This window comes from Paractinoplanes ferrugineus (genome assembly GCF_016862195.1).
GTDB lineage: Bacteria > Actinomycetota > Actinomycetes > Mycobacteriales > Micromonosporaceae > Actinoplanes > Actinoplanes ferrugineus.
This window is the reverse complement of record NZ_BOMM01000012.1, coordinates 16331-34369: the sequence shown is the minus strand read 5'-3', so window position 1 is coordinate 34369 and position 18039 is coordinate 16331. Positions and strand designations below refer to the sequence as shown.

Here is an 18039-nt window from a genome sequence, read left to right as displayed (position 1 = left end):
GGGTACGCGGCGGGCCCCGGGTGGCGGTCGGGCGCTCGGGGCGAGTCGTTCGAGGACATTCCCGGGCCGGCCGGCCGGACCGACGCCGGGGCACCATCCCCAAATGGGTCAAGCATCCGCTTTGCGCGTTTCGGGAGCCCGATCCATGCGTTTTCGCCCGGTTGCTGCCCGGCATCGCCGTCTGACCGGTTTGCTAGGACCATTTTAGCTGGTCAGACCGCTCCTCGCCGGTTAAACGCGCCGTCTCGACCCTCGTGGTCGGACTGTCTGTGCGGGACAGTCGTTTGTGGAGACGCAAAATGGACGGATCGGGCGAAATCCTGGACGTGGCGGCGACAAAGTGGCAGCTTAGAAGGCATGCCCGACACTCAAATCAATCCCACGGCTGCCGCGCTGCTCGGCCTGCTACACGAGGGGCCGATGACCGGCGGACAGCTCATGGCGGCTGCCGAACGCCGCCTCGGGCCCTACTGGTCGATGACGCGGAGCCAGGTTTACCGCGAACTGCCGGTCCTCGCCGACATGGGATTCGTACGGCTCGGCAAGCCCGGCCCCCGTTCCAGCCAGCCCTATGCCATCACCGCCGCCGGCAAGCGCGCCTTCAGCCGCTGGCTCGCCGAGGCCCCCGGCCGGGACGCTCTGCGCAACCCGGTCGCCCTGCGCGTCGCCTTCGGCGAACAGCACAGTGGCGGACAGCTCAAGGAGCTGTACACCGGTGCCTCCGAGTACCACTCGGAGGCCATGGCCATGGCCAAGGAGCAGGCGAAGGAGGCGAAGAAGAACGGTGACGCGTACGGCTCAGCCGCCCTCGAATTCGCCGTCGCCTACCACAAGGCCGCGCTGACCTGGTTGAAGACCGCACCGTCGAATTGATGCGCCCGTTCGGACCGCCCGGCCGATCACTGGCCGGGCGGCGTAGTCTTGGGTGTCGTGACCGCTGCCGACTTTCCCGAGCAACTCAAGGCGTTAGACGCGACCCTGCGCAACATCGAGAACGTCCTGGACGTCGACAAGCTGCGGCGTGACAAGGCCGAGCTCGAAGAGCAGGCCTCCGCCCCCGACCTGTGGGACGACCAGGCGCGGGCGCAGGAGGTCAACAGCCGGCTGTCATACATTTCCGGGGAGATCGCCCGGATGGAGAAGCTGCGCGGCCGGCTCGACGACGCGACCCTGCTCCTCGAGATGGCCGAGGCCGAGGGGGATGCCGGCTCGGTCGCCGAGGTCGGTGACGAGCTCACCTCGCTCGCCAAGGCCATCGAGGAGATGGAGGTCCGCACCCTCCTCTCCGGTGAGTACGACTCCCGCGAGGCGCTGGTGGCCATCCGGGCCGGCGCCGGCGGGGTGGACGCGGCCGACTTCGCCGAGATGCTGATGCGGATGTACCTGCGCTGGGCCGAGCGGCACGGCTACCCGACCGAGGTCTACGACACCTCCTATGCGGAGGAGGCCGGCCTCAAGTCGGCCACGTTCGCGGTCAAGGTGCCCTACGCGTACGGCACGCTCAGTGTCGAGTCGGGCACCCACCGTCTGGTGCGGATCAGCCCGTTCGACAACCAGGGCCGGCGGCAGACCAGCTTCGCGGGCGTCGAGGTGATGCCGGTGGTGGCGCAGACCGACCACATCGACATCCCGGAGAACGAGATCCGCGTCGACGTCTACCGCTCCTCCGGGCCCGGCGGGCAGAGCGTCAACACCACCGACTCGGCGGTGCGGCTCACCCACATCCCGACCGGCATCGTGGTGACGTGTCAGAACGAGAAGTCGCAGTTGCAGAACAAGGCGTCGGCGATGCGCGTTCTGCAGGCCCGCCTCCTCGAGCGCAAGCGCCAGGAGGAGGAGGCCAAGATGGCCGGCCTCAAGCAGGACACCACCGGCTCGTGGGGCGACCAGATGCGGTCGTACGTTCTGCACCCTTATCAAATGGTGAAGGATCTGCGCACCGAGTTCGAGACCGGAAACCCGTCCTCGGTGTTCGACGGCGAGTTGGACCAGTTCATCGAGGCCGGGATCCGTTGGCGCAAGACCGGCAAGACGGAAAGCTGAGGTAAGATCCACCACGCAGGGCGACGGCGTCTGAACGTTCGGTCAGGCGTCCGGGGCCGGAATGCCTGTTCCGGCGGGGCGGATGCAGATTGACGCACCCGCCGGGGTTGGCGATTTCGTTACACCGCGTAGACTCCGATCCCGTGATTCAGCTCGAGAACGTGACGAAGACGTACCCCAAGGCGTCTCGCCCGTCGCTGGACGACGTGAGCGTGGGCATTGAGAAGGGTGAGTTCGTCTTCTTCATCGGCCCCTCCGGTTCCGGCAAGTCGACGATCATCAAGCTCCTCCTGCACGAGGTTGCTCCGACCCGCGGCAAGGTGGTGGTGAACGCCAAGGACGTGACCACCCTGCGGTCCTGGAAGGTTCCCCACTTCCGCCGCTCGATCGGTTGCGTCTTCCAGGACTTCCGCCTCCTGCCCAACCGCACCGCGTACGAGAATGTCGCGTTCGCCCTCGAGGTGATCGGCAAGACCAAGGCGGTGGCCCGCCGGGTCGTGCCCGAGGTGCTGGAGCTGGTCGGCCTGGGCGGCAAGGAGCACCGCTACCCGCACGAGCTGTCCGGTGGTGAGCAGCAGCGAGTCGCGGTGGCTCGGGCGTTCGTCAACCGGCCGCTGATCCTGCTGGCCGACGAGCCCACGGGCAACCTCGACCCGGACACCTCGATCGAGATCATGCGGTTGCTGGACCGGATCAACCGGACCGGCACGACGGTCGTGATGGTCACGCACGACTCCAACATCGTCAACCAGATGCGCCGCCGGGTCATCGAGATCGAGAGCGGCCGCATCGTTCGTGACCAGGCCCGCGGCGTCTACGGCTGAGCCCGGCTCCGTCCTGTCCCCAACCCTGAACTGGCACGACGCGGAGTCCCGGAAGGAACCCCCCGATGCGGTTTAAGTACGTCCTCAACGAGGTCCTGGTGGGCCTGTGGCGAAACGTCACCATGACGATCGCCATGGTCATCACCATGTCGGTCTCACTGTTCATGCTCGGCGCCAGCGTGTTGCTTTACATGCAGGTCGACCAGATGAAGAGCTACTACTACGGTGAGATCGAGGTCTCGATCTTCCTGCGCACGGACGTGACCGACGCGCAGCGGACCGCCATCGACACGGCGATCTCCTCCAACCCGCTCGTGTCGAACAAGACGTACGAGACCCGCGAGGAGGCGTTCAAGCGCTTCCAGGAGCTGTGGGCCGACTCGCCCGACTTCGTGAAGTCGGTCGGCCCGGACAGCCTCCCCGAGTCGTTCCGGGTCAAGCTGAAGGACCCGGAGAAGTACAAGACCTTCGCCGACCAGATGCAGGGCATGGCGGGCATCCAGGACGTCATCGACCAGCGCACGCTGCTCGACAAGGTGTTCAACATCTTCAACGGCTTCCAGGTCGGCTCGCTGGGGGTGGCGGCCTTCATGGCGGTCGCGGCGCTGCTGCTGGTCGGTAACACGATCCAGGTGGCGGCCTACAGCAAGCGCCGAGAAGTCGCGGTGATGAAGCTGGTGGGTGCCTCCAACTGGTTCATCCAGGCACCGTTCGTGCTGGAGGCGGTGGTCGCCGGCGTGGTCGGCTCGGTCATCGGCTTCGGCGTGCTCTTCCTCGGCAAGGTCGTGCTGCTCGACCACAAGCTGCAGGCGTTGACGACGATCCTGACCCCGGTGCACAACAGCAACGTCTTCCTGATGCTGCCGCTGCTCGCCGGCGTCGGTGCGGTGGTCAGTGCCGTCACCGCATGGGTCACGCTGCGCTTCTACCTCAAGGTCTGACGCTCGTTCGCTGACTCACGACAACGGCCGCGTTCCCGCTGGGAACGCGGCCGTTGGGCGATTTGGACCTTGGGTGGCGGTTCCTGCGGGTACGGTGGGTCGCTGTGTGGTCCAAATGCCGACATAGTCGCCTATCGCCCCTTCTGGCTGTGTGTGCGTGCCTTGTCAGCCTGGTGGCAGCCCCGGCCGGCGCGCAAGCGGACACCGGCAACTCCGGAACCGCCTCCCGTGAGGTGGCCCGGGCCGAGGCCGTACTGGAAAACGCCACCGAGCGAGCCCGAACCGCCGCCCTCCGCCTCGAAGTCGCCACCCGGGCGATGCCCACCGCGCGCCAGCGCGTAGCCCTCTCCCGCGGCGCCGTGGCCGCGGCCATCGCCGCCGCCAACACCGCCGGTCGCCGGGCCGAGGCCGCCCGCCTCGCCTACGCCAAGGTGGCCGGCGCCTTCGACAAGGCGCAGGGCGACTTCACCGAGGCCCGCGCGCGCGTCGACCAGATCGCCCAGGCCAGCTACATGGGCAGCCAGTTCTCGCGGATCAACGTGCTCGTCGACGGCACCGGACCGGCCGACATCATGGACCGGCTCAGCATGGTCGACCAGCTCATGCGCACCCAGCAGCAGGACGTCGACCGGCTCATCCACACCCGGGCCCGCGCGCGCACCGCGCAGGACCGGGCCGGGCTGGCCAAACGCGAGGCCGAAGCGGCCGAAGCGGTCGCCCGGGGCAAACTCACCGCGGCCAAGGACGCCCAGGTCGCGGCCTCCCAGGCGCAGCGGGCGCTCGGGCAGCTCACCGCCGTCCGGCTGGCCGCCGTCCGGGCCGCCAACGCCGAGCGGATCACCGTGCTGGCCCGCTACCGGGCCGCGCTCGCCGAGGAACAGCGCATCCGCACGGCACTGCGCGGCTTCTCGGCGAAGTCCGGCAACCCCGGGCGCTACGCGGGCGGGCGACTGTTCATGCCCGTACGCGGGTGGAAGACCAGCGACTTCGGCAACCGTTACGACCCGTACTACCGGGTCTGGCAGCTCCACGCCGGCACCGACCTCGCGGCACCCGGCGGTACCCCCATCCACGCCGCCGCGGCCGGGAACGTCATCCGGGCCGGCTGGAGCAACGGGTACGGCAACTACACCTGCATCAGCCACGGCAAGCTCGCCGGGGTCGGGTTCCAGACCTGCTACGGCCACCAGTCGCGGATCCTCGTGCACGTCGGCGAGTACGTCCGACGCGGCCAGGTGATCGGGCGGGTCGGCAGCACCGGCGCGTCCACCGGCTACCACCTGCACTTCGAGACGCGCTTCGACGGCGTACCGAAAAATCCGCTCCGCTACCTGCCGTCCTGCCTCTGCTGATCCCCCTAGTAGAATTTGTCTTTTTGGGGAGCTCATGCCACGCGAACAGGGGCGGAAGGTCGTCGCCTCCAACCGCAAAGCCCGTCACGACTACGCGATCCTCGACACCTACGAGGCCGGCTTGGCGTTGACCGGCACCGAGGTCAAGTCGCTGCGGGCGGGCCGGGCCTCGCTCGTCGACGCGTTCGGGCACGAAAGCAACGGCGAGATCTTCCTGCACGCCCTGCACATCCCGGAATACACCCAGGGCACGTGGACCAACCACGAGCCCCGGCGCATCCGCAAACTGCTGCTGCACCGGGACGAGATCCGCAAGATCCAGGGCAAGCTGCGCGACGACGGCACCACGCTGGTCCCGCTCCAGGTCTACTTCCACAACGGGTACGCGAAGGTCGAGATCGCGTTGGCCCGCGGTAAGAAGAGCTTCGACAAGCGGCAGGACCTCGCCACCCGGGACGCCCAGAAGGAAATCAACCGGGCCATGGGCCGACGTATCAAAGGAATGGCCTGACCAGGTACGCTCCCGGGCGCCCCTCGATCTCCCGGAGTGATGCCCCGTGCCGCCGAAGCACTCCGCGCGCCCCCTCGGCCCCGCCCAGTTGGTCCTGAGCGCGGCCGCCGCCGTCCTGGTCATGCTCGTCGTCTGGGTCGCCGTCCGAGCCGTCGGACCGGCCGAGGCGTCGCGTCAGCCCGCGGTCGCGCTGCCGGTGCCCTCGGCGGTGCCGGCACCGTCCTCGGCCGCACCGTCCTGGACGCCCTCCACGGCCCCGACGCCCCGCCGCACCTCCGCCTCCCCGGCACGCTCGGTCTCGCCCCGGCCGACTGAGAACTCGGCCCGGCCGACCGAGACGAAGACCACCCGCCCGGCCACCAGGAAGGCCCCGCCGCCGCCCGCCGGCGCCGACCTTGCCGCGACGCTGAACGTTCCGGCCAGCTGGGAACAGGGCTACGTGGCGGCCGTTCGAGTGCGGAACAACGGCCGCACCGCCCAGTCCTTCACCGTGACAGTCAGCAACAACGGCATGACCGGCGCCCGCCTGACCGGCACGTGGAACGCGGGCGGCACCCAGTCCGGGACCACCATGAAGTTCGTCGGCGGCCCACTCCAGCCCGGCGCGACCGTCACCTTCGGTTTCCAGGTCAGCAAGAACGGCGGCGGAAGTGCCCGGCCCAGCGGGTGCTCCGTCGTGGGCGGAACGTGCGGGATGAGCTAAGATTCGTGAGTTGCATTGACTGGGGGGTGACTGGTTTCGACTTCGTACGTGGAGACAGGGGAAGCGAGCCGAGGAAGCCGACGTCGTCTCGAGAATCGGTCGTCGGAAACTTATAAGCGCCGATACCAATCGCGCTGACTTCGCTCTCGCCGCCTGAGGCGAGTAGCAAGTCTGTCGGACTGGGAGTACCTCCGTCCCAGATCACCGGCATCAGCTAGGAGGTTGGTCAACCGGTTCCAGTCGTGAGGACCGCGCGACGAGATCAAACACGACTGGCCCCGTCATACCGACTTGCTCACATGATCGGTAGGGGCGAGTAGAGGCATAGTGAGCTGCGCTCGGAGAAGCCCTGACAAAACAGCGAAGGACCCGGGTTCGATTCCCGGCACCTCCACGAGAGGGTTCTTACTTGAACCCGCAGCGGCGCCGCCCAGATGGGCGGCGCCGCTTTCGTTCCTGGCGTGGTTGACCAGCGGTTCGATTAGCTCGGCGAGGTCGTCGGAGGCGACGTACGGGCCGCTGTCGTCGGTGTCGAGGTACTGCTTCGCGAAGAACGCCTCATTCAGTACGCGGCGGGCGCGCTTGCCCGCTTGCCGGTATAGCTCTCGCGGGTCTTCCAGTAGGCCGAGTAGGTACATCAGGGTTTCGCGGGCCGCGTCGAGCCTGTCGGCCTGGTCGTCGTCGAGCTGGCGGGAGAGCCTGTTCCGCTCGTCTCGGATGTCCCTGAGCCGGGCGGCGATCTTGTCTTGAGGCCAATCGGGATCGCCGATCAGGTCGAGGAGCTGGTCTTCCTTCTTGTTCAGCTCTCGGAGGCGCGTCGTGACTCGTGCTTTGACCTCCGCCTGCGCCTCGGCCGACCCGATCATCGCCTCTTCGATTAGGTCCGTGATCCGCTTCCGGAGATCGGCGGGCAGCGCGACCGTTCCGTAGTTGTCGAGCACGGCTTCCTCGGTCTTGGCGATCGGAAGGTAAGGGAGATCGCAGGAGTGCAGTTGTCGGCCTCGGCAGAAGTAGTAGAAATGCAGGTCGCCGGTCTTGCTCTTGCCGCGCATGACCATGAGACGACGGTGGCAGCGGGCGCACCAGACAGCGCCCTTCAGGTAGTGGTTGTGCGTGCGCTCGCGGACGCCACCCGCGCGCCGTGACTCCAACATCTGTTGCACGAGGTCGAACGTCTCCGGGGTGACCAGTGGCTCGTGCCGCCCTTGGTACTCCTGGCCTCGGTACTCGACGAGGCCGAGGTAGTAGCGGTCGCGGAGAAGGTTCCCCAGAGAGTTGATAGAGATCGGAGTGCCGGCGGGGAAGCGCTTGGTGCGGAGGCCAGCGTCGGTGAGAGTCTGGATAAGCGAGTGGAAGCCGTGGGTGCCACTCGCGTACAGCTCGAATGCCGTTCGGACGAGTGGGCCGCGTACCGGGTCGACGGCGACCGTGCGGACCTCCCGACCCTCGAATGTCTTACGGACGTTGAGGTAGCCGATTGGTGCCCGGCCGACCGAGCCGCCTCGGACGATCTTCTGGCCCATCTTGTAGGCGATGTCGGCGCCGGAAGCGCGCGACTGGTACTCGTTCACGCCGTCGAGCACGGTCGCGACCAGATCACTGATGGCGCTGTCCTCGGTGTAATCCATGATCGAGATCAGGATGACGCCCGCGCTGCGGAGATCGCGTTTCGTGATGGCGGCGTCGATGCTGTTGCGGTGTAGCCGCGAGCGGGCGTAGACGATCACGTAGTCGATGTCAGGCTTGGCCTTGAGCCGGGCCATCATCTCTTGGAAGACCGGTCGGCCGTCGACCGTGGTCGCGGAACGGCCGGGCTCCACGAACTCGGCCACGATGTCCGCGTCGAGTTCCCGGGCGCGACGCTGAATCGCGGAACGCTGTGCCGGGAGCGAGATGCCTTCCGGGTCGTAGTCGGTGTTGACCTGACCGACCGACGAGACGCGCAGATAGATGAAGGCACGCTTCCGGGTCTCAGTCATCGGGTACCCCTTCCCGAGCGCTCGCCTCCCGGGCGAGATCGTCCGCGATCATGGCCAGGGCGCGGGCGAGAAGTTCTTCGTTGATGGCGACCTCGCGTCTCCGGGCCGCTCGCGCTTCGCTGGCCGATTCTTTCGATCGTGGCTGATGTCCCGCCACCGTTGGCTGTTTGCGCCTTCCGTCGGCGGGGACGTCTTGGGACGTCTTGAGCTGCGCTTTTCCGGTTTTCGGCTGCTCGCACGTTCGTATGCTGCGATTTCTCCTCTCGTCGGTGCTGATGGTTCGCCTCCTTCCGGCTCTGTCCGCGCGATCGTCCGTCCGTCGTCCGTCCGCGCGTTGATAGGCGCAGACGCGCGCGAGCGGACGGACGTCCGCGCGGACGATCAGGGTTAGGCGTGCCAGCGCCCGCGTGACACTTGCCGGGCGGTGCCGGCGGCGGCGAGTGCTTGTAGCCGGTCATAGACCCAGGTGCGTCTCATACCGGTGGTGTCGATGAGTTCGGCAATGGAGAGCCCTTCATCGGGTGCTTGGTCGAGTGCAGTGCGGAGGGCCTGTTCCGGGTCGCTCGCCTGATTCGGCGGCGGTTCAAGGGCTCTCGACGGTTGGTCGGCCGCGGCCTGAGACAGCGCATCGAGATCGGGCCGTGTGCTGGCGTACTGGGCGGCGGTCTCGCGTACGTGTTCATCGGTAACGAGATACGCGCGGGCGCGGCGAGGCTGGTTGTGTCCGTCGGCCAACAGGTAGAACTTGCCCGGGGCATCGAGCGTGTGGGCGTGCCAGCCGGCCGAGAGCATCCCTTTGTCAAGGATGAGTTCCACGTCTCGGCGTTCCCGCACTCGTAGGCAGACGCGAACGCTCATCTGGGAGCGGATCGCTCCGCCTCCCATGGCTCTCTGGGTTGGGCGTTGCGTGGCGGTCAGTAGGTCGACGGCGACCGCGCGCCCTCGTCGGGCGACGGATTCGGCATGCCCGACGGCATCTGGTGCAGTGTCGGCGAGTTCGGCGTACTCGTCGATGACGATGACCAGCGCTGGTGATTGCGAGGTGGGCTCCCAAACCCGAGTGTTGTCCTGGCTGGCCGCGTGCGCCCGAGTTTCGAGGATGGCGACGGCGTCCGAGAGCATTCGGTTTGCTTCGTCGGGTGTGGTGGCCAGACGGGCGAGGCACGATACCCAGGGGCGGAGTTCCATGCCGCCCTTGAGGTCGATGCCCCACAGGACGACATCGGGGCAGGCAACGAGGTTGCCGAGGATGACGTTCAGGACGCCGCTCTTGCCCGAGTCGGTCGTGCCGCCGATCAGGGCATGTCGGCGGAGCAGAGGTACCTGGACGGTTGTCGCATCCTCGAAGACGCCGATGTCGATCGGGTCGGCCAGTGAACGTGCGGTGGGTCCCGGCCATGGGATCGCGCCGGCGTGTGGGTCGACAGCCAGGACGCGCATCGTGCAGCGGCCAGCGTGCGCCGGATCCTGCTCGACTCGGACGGCGCCCGGCCGCGTTCCTAGGGCTGACTCGATGGCCGGGACGCGAGCGACAACGTCAGCGACGCTCTGGCCCGGCCGGAGCTTCACACGTCCGCGCCAGCCCCAGGTATCAACGACGGCCGACATGATGCGCGATCCGTCGAGCCCGATTGTTTCCGCCAGATCGGGCCATGCATGAATGACCCGATCGACGCGGACACGTGCTCGACGGCGGCGGTGTGCCCACCACGGAATGCCGAGCACCTCGACGGCCACCCAAAGAATGGTCGGTAGAGGCTTGGCGCCGGGCCCAACCGCGGTTGCCGTGGCGAGCCAGCTTCCCGCAACGGCCGTTGTGCTTGCTGCGTAAGCGCGTTCAGCCGTGCGTCGGATGCGAAGGCCGGCGACCAGCGCCGCGGTTGCCGCCACGACCGCGACTGCCGGCCACAGCTCGCGATGTGTGTGATGGAGGAAGAGCCCGACCATCGCGAGGGCGAGTCCGGCGGCGAACGGTGCTAGTCCTGAGCGGTACCGGAACAGAGCCCGACCGATCGCGGCGAGGCCAGCGGCTAATAGCGATTCGTCGGGGACGAGCAGAAGCGGTTGCGGATTTCGGCGGCTCCAGCGGCGGTGCCGGCGTCCGTACGCCCTCATTCGACGAGTTCGCCATCGTCGGGCGGCACCCAGGCGCGGTGCTGGGCAACCTCGTCGCGGAGGTACGCAAGCGGGTCGGGATCGCCGTCTTGGTCGGCGGTGAGGGTCGCTTGGGCGCCGGCGAGCAGGTTGGCGAAGTCCCATCGGGTGCGGCTGAGGAGTCGGGCGAGGCGGTCGACCTCGGCGAGTAGGACAGGGACGTCGCCGACGACGGTCCATAGGTCCGAATACGTCCCTCGGCGTCGAGCGGCGCGGAGGTGGGCAGTGACGGCCTCCTGGTCGATGGTCGGGCGCGGTGTGCGCGATTCGGTGGTCATGGGTGTGGTGATGCCTCCTTTCAGAGGGTCAATCCGGCGATGAATCGGGCCAGGGCGCGGAGTGCGTTGCCGATCGTGGGTCCGATCGATGACGAGGCCAGGTAGTAGCCGAAGGCCGCGCAGATCGCTGCCTGCCAGAGCGGCAGACGGGCGTAACGCCAGAGCAGGAAGACGATCACGCCGAGCAGGATTACGGCGGAGACGGCGATCGTCATGCGCCACGATCCTTGCGGTTGCGGCGCGTACGGATGCCCTTGTCGGCGCCGTTGTGGCTGCCGCGCGCCCGGTGCCGGCGGATCCAGCGGTTCCGGGCCGCGCACTTGCGGCAGAGCGTCGAGTTGTTAGTCCCGAGCTGGGCGCCGCACGGGCAGATCGGGGCCTCGTTCGTGAAGTGTTGGATCTCCATTGCTGATCTCCTCTCGTTCGGCGATGCGTGTTCCGCATCGACGCCAATGAGAGTGCGACCAGGCGACGGGACGTGATCAGGTCATGGCTGGACGTGTTCGGGATGTCTACCCTAGGGTGGGCAAGCTGATGGACGTCCTATATGGGGAGACGATGCCGAACGAGCGGCTACGCTCCGCGATGTTGCAACGGGGAATCACCCCCGCTGGGCTCGCGGAAGCGATCAAAGTTGATCCGAAGAGCATCGAGCGCTGGATCAGCGGACGGATGCCGTACCGGCGTCATCGGTACGCGGCTGCTGCTCATCTCGGCGTCGACGAGGTGTACCTCTGGCCCGAAGCCCTCGACGCCGGCCAGGTCGCTAGCGCCAGCGAGAGCGAGATCATCAACATTTATCCGCACCGCTGGACCGTGCCGTCCGAGCTGTGGCGCAACTTCTTCGACAATGCCGAGTCGGAGATCGGGGTCCTGGTCTACAGCGGGCTCTTCTTGTCCGAAGATGCTGGCGTACGACGGATCTTCCGCAATAAGGCCGAAGATGGCGCGCGAGTCCGCATCCTGCTCGGCGACCCGGAATCCGAGGTCGTGGCGCAACGCAATGCGGACGAGGGCATCGAGAGCCTTGCCGCGAAAATCAAGAACGCCATCGTCATGTACCGACCCCTGCTCAGTCTCGAAGGCGTCGAGTGTCGGCTGCACAGCACCGTGCTCTACAACTCGATCTACCGGGCTGATGAGCAGCTACTGGTCAACACGCACATCTACAGCTTCCCCGCGTCCGAGGCGCCGGTCTTCCACCTGCGGCGCGTCGCCGGGGCGACGATGGTCTCGACGTACGTGGACAGCTTCGAGCACGTGTGGGACGCCGCGACACCGCTGGAGTGAGGACGACGTGGGACGACGCATCGACTACTACAACGACCCTGAGGCACCCAAAGCCAACAGCGTCGTCCCCTCGGCGAACGTCGTCGTGGTCAACGACGAGGGCGCGATCCTGCTGATACGCCGCTCCGACAACGACAACTGGGCCCTCCCAGGCGGCGGCATGGACCTCGGCGAGTCGCTACCGGAAACGGCCGTACGGGAAACAGTCGAGGAAACCGGCATCGACGTGGAGGTGACCGGGTTGGTCGGCATCTACACCGACCCGAACCACGTCATCCTCTACACCAGCAATAACGAGGCTCGGCAGGAGTTCTCGGTCGTGTTCACCGCGCGGCCCGTCGGCGGAGCACCGACGACGAGCGACGAGTCGACCGAAGTTAGGTGGGTTCCGCCGGCCGAGATCAGCGCGCTGCCGATGGATCGATCGATGCGCATGCGGATCGACCAGTACCTCACCTCGCCGCTCGACATTCACCTTGGATAGCAACTGGCTCAGCGCCTTCGCGGACGTCTTCTCCGCGGTCGGTACGGTCGGTGCTTTCGCTCTCGGATTCCTGCTCCTGCGTCGTGAACACAGGCGCGAAGCCGACCGCGCTGAGGATGAGCGGCGTTCGCAGGCCGAGCAGATCAGCGCGTGGGTCGAGATGACCCACAAGCTCGAAGGCGGTCGCGAGCTGTTGTTTCACATCCATAACGCGAGCGCGATGCCCATCTACGAGGTGGAGCTGCCGCTTCCCGCTCGCGACGGCGAAGAACCTCGGTCAGAGTTCGTCGGCCTCGTTCCGCCGGGCCGGACTGTCCAGCGAGCGGCACCGGGGGAGTGGGTTCGGTCGTACGTCGAGCCTGAGCCCGTACAGATCGAATTCCTGGACAGCGCCGGCCGCCGGTGGAGCCGTGACGAGCAGGGCGCACTTTCCCGCGCGGAGTGAGGTCAGTCCTCGGCCAGCGCTGCCTTAATCCTCTGCACCGATCCAATGATCAGCGGCCCTGCCTCGCTGATCGACCTGGCCACCAGATGATCAGGCCCGTAGCGATCCAGGATCTCGGCGAGACGCTGCTCTACTTCAACCGGCACGCCGTCGGGTGTGGTGGTCATGTCCGCGTACGTGATGGCGTCGGAGAGCATGCCCTCGACCGGTGCGAACTCGTCCGCGAGTCGGTCGCCGAGCCCGCGGTTCCTGGCCTCGATGAATGCGCACGAATGGTGAGCGACCAGTCGGCAAATCAGATCATCGACGCGGGCGACATCGCGCAGGTAGCGAGCCCCATCAAGTTGGTGCATGCCGGTCACGACAAGGTCCGGTGAGTACCCCACGTCGTGAAGCCAAGAGGCGGCGACCAGGGCTGGCCCGTCGCCACCGACCAGGGCCGCGACTGACTCGGCCTTGTGCCCGACGCCCTGGCTGTGGGACCAGCGGCGAGGGATCGAATCAGCCAGCAACTGATGCGCAAGGCCGCGGGCATCCTCGACTTGATCCACATAGCGAGCCTAATGGCGGGGTTGTCACCTGTCGCCGTAGTCACCCCGCAAGGCCGCAGCGAGCCGGTCGGCGACCGCTGGTAGGACGTCCCCAATTCGCACGACCGCGGTTCCGCGGTGACCGATGGCGTCGCTCAAGGCCGGGAACTCCTGGCCGACGTCAAACCCTGCGTGCTCCAGGGCCAGCGCCAGCCGGTCGGCCGACGATCTTGCCGCTTCTGCGTCGCTCTCCATCGTGTTCCGTCCATTCCCTTTGGTTCCGCTAAGTGTTCACTGCAAGTGACGGACGCTGAACTACGGGTCGGGACGTCTAGGGACTTCTTGGCTAGAATGGGGTGTTCACCCGGCGATGGGAGCGGACGCGTGAACCACATGCTCGCCCGAGCGTTAAGCGGCGCCAGCCTCGACATCGTTGACGTCGCCGCCCAGCTATCCGTCGACCCGAAGACCGTGCAGCGTTGGATTAGCAGTGGTCGCATCCCGTACCCGCGTCACCGCGACGCTCTGGTCAGCCTGACGGGATGGACGGCTCACGACCTGTGGCCGAGCCTGCCGCGCCCGGTCGAGCCCTTGGCCGCAGCCGACGAGATTCGGATCATCTACCCGCACCGATCGGCCGTGCCATCCGACTCTTGGTCACGGTTGCTCGGCCGGGCCGAGCACGAGATCGACATCCTGGTCTACAGCGCGAACTTCCTGGCCGAGGACGTCTCAGCGCTGACCTTGCTGCGGCAGAAGGCCGAGGCCGGCGTACGTGTGCGCATCGCTCTCGGCGATCCGGACGGCGAGCACATCGCCAGCCGCGGCATCGAGGAGCGCATCGGCGCCGGCATGAGCGCGCGCATCCGTACAGCGCTCGTCAGCCTTCAACCGCTCGACGAAGAGCCCGGCATCGCGCTACGGCTCCACGACACCGTGCTCTACAACTCGACTTATCGCGCCGACGACGAGATGCTCCTCAACTCTCACATCTACGGTCGGCCGGCCGCCCAGGCGCCTGTGCTCTTCCTCAAGCGTGTTGGTGACGAGGGCATGGTCTCGACTCACATGGCCTCGTTTGAGCGTGTCTGGGCCGCAGCGAAGCCGTCAAAGCTGCCAGTGCCGCCAGCCACGTAGACGCCTGCTACGCCCGCTCGCCGACGTGGCAGAATGCCGTAACTGCTGAACACGGCAAGTGCCGTATACCGAGCACGGCACGGCTCAGGCTCTGAACATCCGACGCAAAGCCCTCCGGGCGTGACGACGAGATGGTCATATAGCGACTCCTCGGCTTGCGCTAAGACGTCCCGGCAGCTTTCCGGGGTGTGGCGCACCTTGACCAGCACCCGAAGCCCGCCATCGGAACTCTCGCTTGCCGCATTAGGCAGAGCGGCAGTTCTTGTCTGGACATCATGACTGGCCATGCGTTCGCTCCGTTCGTCTCCGTCTTTCGGCGGCTCTCTCTTGCGTCTGAAGTCCTCGGTAGAGTCGGTAACATCCCAGCCGCCCGGAGCGGATCTCGGACGGCCGGGAGTTACGTCGCCGGTGTCCCAAGGCGTAGATCTCTAGAAACCGGCTAGGTGGAAGACTGCCGAACTGAACGTCAGCGATGGACCGCGTCTACGCGGACGTCCCAGTACTTCTAGCCGTCACCAGATGCCCAAAATCCTGTTTCGGGCCATGCAGCGGTTGGGCCGGCATCGACCAGGAGACTTCTGACTTAGTGTGCCATTAGAACAGCGCGTAGAGGTCCTCGGACCAATTGGCTATTCCTGCAGGAGGTGCAGGAAGCCGCCGTTACAGAAGGCAGCCGACCTACTGGCTGCCAAGAACAACGCGGCCTTCCAATGGTTGGCACCGTGACGCGAGCGATTGCTGCCAGCCTCGCGTTCAAGATATTCGCGGACTGCGTTGCCGTCTCGCTCATCGCCGTAGTAGTCGCTCATTGCCAAACTTCGGTCGCAGAGCTCGGCGACCGACTCCAACTGAAAGTATTCAGCAAGTCGGAGTCTCTCGAATTGAAAGCAATAATTGGCGGCTGCCGAGGGCGCATGCCCGAAGTAGGAAGCGTGGAAGGTGATAGCCACGGACTCCTCAACCGAAACCTCAGCCGTGAGAAGTGTCTCCGATGGTGGGTCTTCAAAGTAGGAGTGGAGAAATCTTCGCCCGCTTTCGTCGATCGTGTCTTGCTTTAGATGGTTGCACCGATAGCACACCGGGACAAGGTTCTTCGGCAGAACGCTGAATTCCGGAAATACCGACTTCGGGAGGTAATGGTCCAGGGTTGCAACTGGTGCGCCATCACACATGGGGCACCGTCCAGCGTGTGCGAGACTTAACAACTCAGCCCTCAGGATAGCGTAAGAACGCCCTGAGGAAAGCTGGTCATAGTTAGAAAGCAGTGCTTCCCGAACCTCGGTACTGTACTTCTGCGCAGTTAATAGAGACGCGATGCCTTTAGCGAGCGTATATTGACGGTATTGCGTAAAGATCGAGGCAGTAACGCCGGCAAGAAGAGAACGAGTCGGATTTCGGCGGGACAGGCAAATTTCAGAGAAAGTCTTCTCGTCGTCTCTCGGCGGCATGGGCAGGCGATACATCCTAACCTCTGCGCGCCTTCTGGATGCTCACGACATAGCTCCGAGCCTGCACGCTGAGACCCGCATCGAATAGGCTTTCGATTTCGGCCAGTGTGAAGTTCTCCGCCAAACTTCTTAAAACGCCTTGGTAATCTGTCGCTGAGCTATCGAGGTTGAACACTTGACGGGTCAAGATTCCAACATTCTCGCCGAATGTCTCAATCTCAGGATCTTCTACCAGGGTGACAGATTCGAAGCGGCGCAAAACCCGAACATACTTCTTCGGTATCTCTTGAATCACGACGGGTGCATGAGTGGCGACAACAGCAAACGAATCTCGGCGTTCGAGAAGGATGCTTATGCTGCGGAGCAGCGCTGCAAGCAGCGGAGGATGAAGGTGGCTCTCGGGCTCATCGATCAAAACTAACGAACGGCGTTGAAGATGCGCCGAAAGCTGAACAATAATATTAAGAACGATTTTATGGCCTGTGCTTAGGCTGGGAAATATGTCAAGTACGAAGTCTGACTGATGAACTTGCTCAGGAGTGAAACCAAGCCGCTGGAAGGACGCGTCTTGAGCAACGCACTCGAGGGCGTCGTCGACAATTTCCCTACTAGGTCCCGTGCTGACGCGTGACAAGGTCTCTGCGAATTCACGAGAAATTTCTGCAATTCCCTTGAGCCGATGAGGTTCAGGCTCATCGTGATCGAAGCTACGAAGCCCGCAGTAGGAGTATCCGCGTACGTCGCCAGAGCGTCGGATGTACTCGCGGTCCTGCGCCGTCCTCCCGGGCACTTCAAAAGTGTCGAATGCACTGTAAGACACGGAAATGACCGAGCCAAATGGGACATCGGTGTTTTCGACGAATGTTCCAAATCTCCGAGAAAAAATCGGATCTGCTCTCAGCGCGAAGTCGGCGTGAGCAACCATGGCCAGATTGGCTAGCAGCTGTGTCTTTCCAGTACCGTTGTAGCCGATTACGGCATTAATCCTGGATGGAAGAAGATCTGTATCGTTGAAGCGTAGGGGAATATCAAATTCGGAGCCCCCTACATTCGATCTGAAACTCAGGGAAAGGATCCGGCCTGCACCCTCGGGTGATGGTTCGCCAGTCCGTTGGAAAAGATCAACGGCATCTTCCAGCGCCCTAGCCGAACTTCCTCTCAATACTAGCGAAGCAGAAAACCCTGGATGCTGTGAAAATGCTGTCCTAACTTCAGGCTGATATACAACATCTCGAAGCCCGCGCAGAACGGGTTGATATATGTTCGGCCCGAGCGCACGCAGTGTCTCATAGTAAGCTAGGTTCTGACCTAAAGAACAATATTGGTCGCTAAGTGAACCCTCGAAGTAACGTGGGACCTCGGTTGGCCCCTCACGCTGATCAAGCCGAAGAATTTTCACCACTCCGACTTGGATCGTACGCCTGTCTTCGGTATGGACCTCAAGAAAAAATGATGTCTGATAGCCCTGATCGTCCCAGTTGTCCCTAACTAGATTCGCGAAAGGGTAACGCCTCGCCGCGGGTTTCACCTTTCCCCGCTCCATCAAGATAAATTCCACGGCGACCTCCAATCACTAGAAAGGTATGCCACAGGCCCTTTCAATCTGGCAGTCAGCTGGCCTTGCCGACCTCTACTTCTAGTTGTGACCGTCGCCCGACCGAGCGGGCAAGTCTATTTATCTCACCTTATACCGCGATCTCGGCCCGAGTGACGCTTCCAAGATTACTGCCTAGTTCGTTGCTAATCCGGGCAAATCGTCCTCAACCGTCCAGCGGAGGCGACATCGAAGCATCATGAGTGGTCGTCACCGAAGGCGCCGGCGCATCAGTTGATGCAAGCCCCCGACTATCGGTGAGGAACGCGACCAACTCTTTAGCGATCGGCTTCCCGATGTCCACTATGCTCATGCGGTCAGACTAC

General features: G+C 64.7%; 20 protein-coding genes, 1 other RNA gene and 1 pseudogene. 12 read left to right on the top strand and 10 right to left on the bottom strand.

Translation table 11 applies throughout. The annotated features are described in order from the left end of the window. The first annotated feature begins 357 nt into the window (after positions 1-357). The 8 genes from Afe05nite_RS08030 (at position 358) to ssrA (ending at position 6771) form a co-directional block, all read left to right on the top strand. A complete protein-coding gene (locus Afe05nite_RS08030) occupies positions 358-873 on the top strand; it encodes a PadR family transcriptional regulator (protein WP_203816354.1) in 516 nt (171 codons plus the stop codon). A 57-nt stretch (positions 874-930) separates the two neighbouring features. Next, complete coding sequence (gene prfB, locus Afe05nite_RS08025) at positions 931-2043, top strand: peptide chain release factor 2 (protein WP_203816353.1); 1113 nt, start codon at positions 931-933, stop codon at positions 2041-2043. 143 nt (positions 2044-2186) lie between these two features. Next, positions 2187-2867, top strand: coding sequence for a cell division ATP-binding protein FtsE (gene ftsE / locus Afe05nite_RS08020; RefSeq protein WP_203816352.1), 681 nt, complete (start codon positions 2187-2189; stop codon positions 2865-2867). Positions 2868-2932: 65 nt separating this feature from the next. Beyond that, complete coding sequence (gene ftsX, locus Afe05nite_RS08015) at positions 2933-3808, top strand: permease-like cell division protein FtsX (RefSeq protein WP_203816351.1); 876 nt, start codon at positions 2933-2935, stop codon at positions 3806-3808. A 173-nt stretch (positions 3809-3981) separates the two neighbouring features. After that, a complete protein-coding gene (locus tag Afe05nite_RS08010) occupies positions 3982-5160 on the top strand; it encodes a peptidoglycan DD-metalloendopeptidase family protein (RefSeq protein WP_203816350.1) in 1179 nt (392 codons plus the stop codon). Between the two features lie 34 nt (positions 5161-5194). Next, positions 5195-5671 carry an SsrA-binding protein SmpB gene (smpB, locus tag Afe05nite_RS08005; protein ID WP_203816349.1) on the top strand — a complete coding sequence of 159 codons (477 nt, stop codon included), beginning with the start codon at positions 5195-5197 and terminating at the stop codon, positions 5669-5671. Between the two features lie 46 nt (positions 5672-5717). Then, positions 5718-6374 (top strand): cellulose binding domain-containing protein, encoded by a 657-nt coding sequence (locus Afe05nite_RS08000; protein WP_203816348.1) that lies wholly within the window; start codon positions 5718-5720, stop codon positions 6372-6374. A 22-nt stretch (positions 6375-6396) separates the two neighbouring features. After that, positions 6397-6771: a transfer-messenger RNA gene (ssrA, locus tag Afe05nite_RS07995) on the top strand. Positions 6772-7315: 544 nt separating this feature from the next. Here ssrA and Afe05nite_RS44905 read toward each other — a convergent pair. From Afe05nite_RS44905 to Afe05nite_RS07965, 5 genes and pseudogenes are all read right to left on the bottom strand, one after another. Further along, positions 7316-8353 (bottom strand): annotated as a pseudogene (locus tag Afe05nite_RS44905) (recombinase family protein); the annotation flags it as partial. A gap of 387 nt (positions 8354-8740) precedes the next feature. Further along, positions 8741-10090 (bottom strand): FtsK/SpoIIIE domain-containing protein, encoded by a 1350-nt coding sequence (locus tag Afe05nite_RS07980; protein WP_239117641.1) that lies wholly within the window; start codon positions 10088-10090, stop codon positions 8741-8743. Between the two features lie 374 nt (positions 10091-10464). Beyond that, entirely contained in the window at positions 10465-10785 is a 321-nt protein-coding gene (locus tag Afe05nite_RS07975) for a hypothetical protein (RefSeq protein WP_203816346.1), read from the bottom strand. 20 nt (positions 10786-10805) lie between these two features. Next, complete coding sequence (locus tag Afe05nite_RS07970; protein WP_203816345.1) at positions 10806-11000, bottom strand: hypothetical protein; 195 nt, start codon at positions 10998-11000, stop codon at positions 10806-10808. Next, the gene (locus Afe05nite_RS07965) at positions 10997-11191 is read right to left on the bottom strand and encodes a hypothetical protein (RefSeq protein ID WP_203816344.1); all 195 of its coding nucleotides are present in this window, start codon (positions 11189-11191) and stop codon (positions 10997-10999) included. The genes Afe05nite_RS07970 and Afe05nite_RS07965 overlap by 4 nt, the downstream gene beginning before the upstream one ends. Positions 11192-11343: 152 nt before the next feature. Between Afe05nite_RS07965 and Afe05nite_RS07960 the strand changes: the two genes are divergently transcribed. The 3 genes from Afe05nite_RS07960 to Afe05nite_RS07950 are packed head-to-tail and all read left to right on the top strand — an operon-like array spanning position 11344 to position 13004. After that, complete coding sequence (locus tag Afe05nite_RS07960; RefSeq protein ID WP_203816343.1) at positions 11344-12075, top strand: helix-turn-helix domain-containing protein; 732 nt, start codon at positions 11344-11346, stop codon at positions 12073-12075. A 7-nt stretch (positions 12076-12082) separates the two neighbouring features. Next, on the top strand, positions 12083-12559 hold the full coding sequence (locus tag Afe05nite_RS07955) for an NUDIX hydrolase (RefSeq protein ID WP_203816342.1): 477 nt from the start codon (positions 12083-12085) through the stop codon (positions 12557-12559). Then, positions 12552-13004, top strand: coding sequence for a hypothetical protein (locus Afe05nite_RS07950; RefSeq protein WP_203816341.1), 453 nt, complete (start codon positions 12552-12554; stop codon positions 13002-13004). The genes Afe05nite_RS07955 and Afe05nite_RS07950 overlap by 8 nt, the downstream gene beginning before the upstream one ends. Before the next feature lie 2 nt (positions 13005-13006). Here the strand turns inward: Afe05nite_RS07950 and Afe05nite_RS07945 are convergent, their stop codons facing one another. Both Afe05nite_RS07945 and Afe05nite_RS07940 read right to left on the bottom strand, forming a co-directional pair. Then, the gene (locus Afe05nite_RS07945) at positions 13007-13555 is read right to left on the bottom strand and encodes an HD domain-containing protein (RefSeq protein ID WP_203816340.1); all 549 of its coding nucleotides are present in this window, start codon (positions 13553-13555) and stop codon (positions 13007-13009) included. Between the two features lie 24 nt (positions 13556-13579). Continuing rightward, positions 13580-13789, bottom strand: coding sequence for a hypothetical protein (locus tag Afe05nite_RS07940; RefSeq protein ID WP_203816339.1), 210 nt, complete (start codon positions 13787-13789; stop codon positions 13580-13582). 138 nt (positions 13790-13927) lie between these two features. On the opposite strand from Afe05nite_RS07940, the gene Afe05nite_RS07935 reads away from it, so the two are divergent. After that, positions 13928-14671 (top strand): XRE family transcriptional regulator, encoded by a 744-nt coding sequence (locus Afe05nite_RS07935; RefSeq protein ID WP_203816608.1) that lies wholly within the window; start codon positions 13928-13930, stop codon positions 14669-14671. 629 nt (positions 14672-15300) lie between these two features. Here Afe05nite_RS07935 and Afe05nite_RS07930 read toward each other — a convergent pair. The 3 genes from Afe05nite_RS07930 to Afe05nite_RS07920 form a co-directional block, all read right to left on the bottom strand. Then, positions 15301-16134, bottom strand: coding sequence for an HNH endonuclease (locus Afe05nite_RS07930; protein WP_203816338.1), 834 nt, complete (start codon positions 16132-16134; stop codon positions 15301-15303). Between the two features lies 1 nt (position 16135). Then, positions 16136-17677 carry an AAA family ATPase gene (locus Afe05nite_RS07925; protein WP_203816337.1) on the bottom strand — a complete coding sequence of 514 codons (1542 nt, stop codon included), beginning with the start codon at positions 17675-17677 and terminating at the stop codon, positions 16136-16138. A 202-nt stretch (positions 17678-17879) separates the two neighbouring features. After that, positions 17880-18026, bottom strand: coding sequence for a hypothetical protein (locus Afe05nite_RS07920; RefSeq protein ID WP_203816336.1), 147 nt, complete (start codon positions 18024-18026; stop codon positions 17880-17882). Positions 18027-18039 lie beyond the last annotated feature (13 nt).

Bases quoted from the DNA above. Each gene is read 5' to 3' on its own strand.
- Afe05nite_RS07940 (WP_203816339.1), bottom strand. From the start codon at position 13,789: ATGGAGAGCGACGCAGAAGCGGCAAGATCGTCGGCCGACCGGCTGGCG.
- Afe05nite_RS07960 (WP_203816343.1), top strand. From the start codon at position 11,344: ATGCCGAACGAGCGGCTACGCTCCGCGATGTTGCAACGGGGAATCACC.
- Afe05nite_RS07965 (WP_203816344.1), bottom strand. From the start codon at position 11,191: ATGGAGATCCAACACTTCACGAACGAGGCCCCGATCTGCCCGTGCGGC.
- Afe05nite_RS07920 (WP_203816336.1), bottom strand. From the start codon at position 18,026: ATGAGCATAGTGGACATCGGGAAGCCGATCGCTAAAGAGTTGGTCGCG.
- Afe05nite_RS08030 (WP_203816354.1), top strand. From the start codon at position 358: ATGCCCGACACTCAAATCAATCCCACGGCTGCCGCGCTGCTCGGCCTG.
- ftsX (WP_203816351.1), top strand. From the start codon at position 2,933: ATGCGGTTTAAGTACGTCCTCAACGAGGTCCTGGTGGGCCTGTGGCGA.
- smpB (WP_203816349.1), top strand. From the start codon at position 5,195: ATGCCACGCGAACAGGGGCGGAAGGTCGTCGCCTCCAACCGCAAAGCC.
- Afe05nite_RS07935 (WP_203816608.1), top strand. From the start codon at position 13,928: ATGCTCGCCCGAGCGTTAAGCGGCGCCAGCCTCGACATCGTTGACGTC.
- Afe05nite_RS07975 (WP_203816346.1), bottom strand. From the start codon at position 10,785: ATGACCACCGAATCGCGCACACCGCGCCCGACCATCGACCAGGAGGCC.
- Afe05nite_RS07930 (WP_203816338.1), bottom strand. From the start codon at position 16,134: ATGTATCGCCTGCCCATGCCGCCGAGAGACGACGAGAAGACTTTCTCT.
- Afe05nite_RS07970 (WP_203816345.1), bottom strand. From the start codon at position 11,000: ATGACGATCGCCGTCTCCGCCGTAATCCTGCTCGGCGTGATCGTCTTC.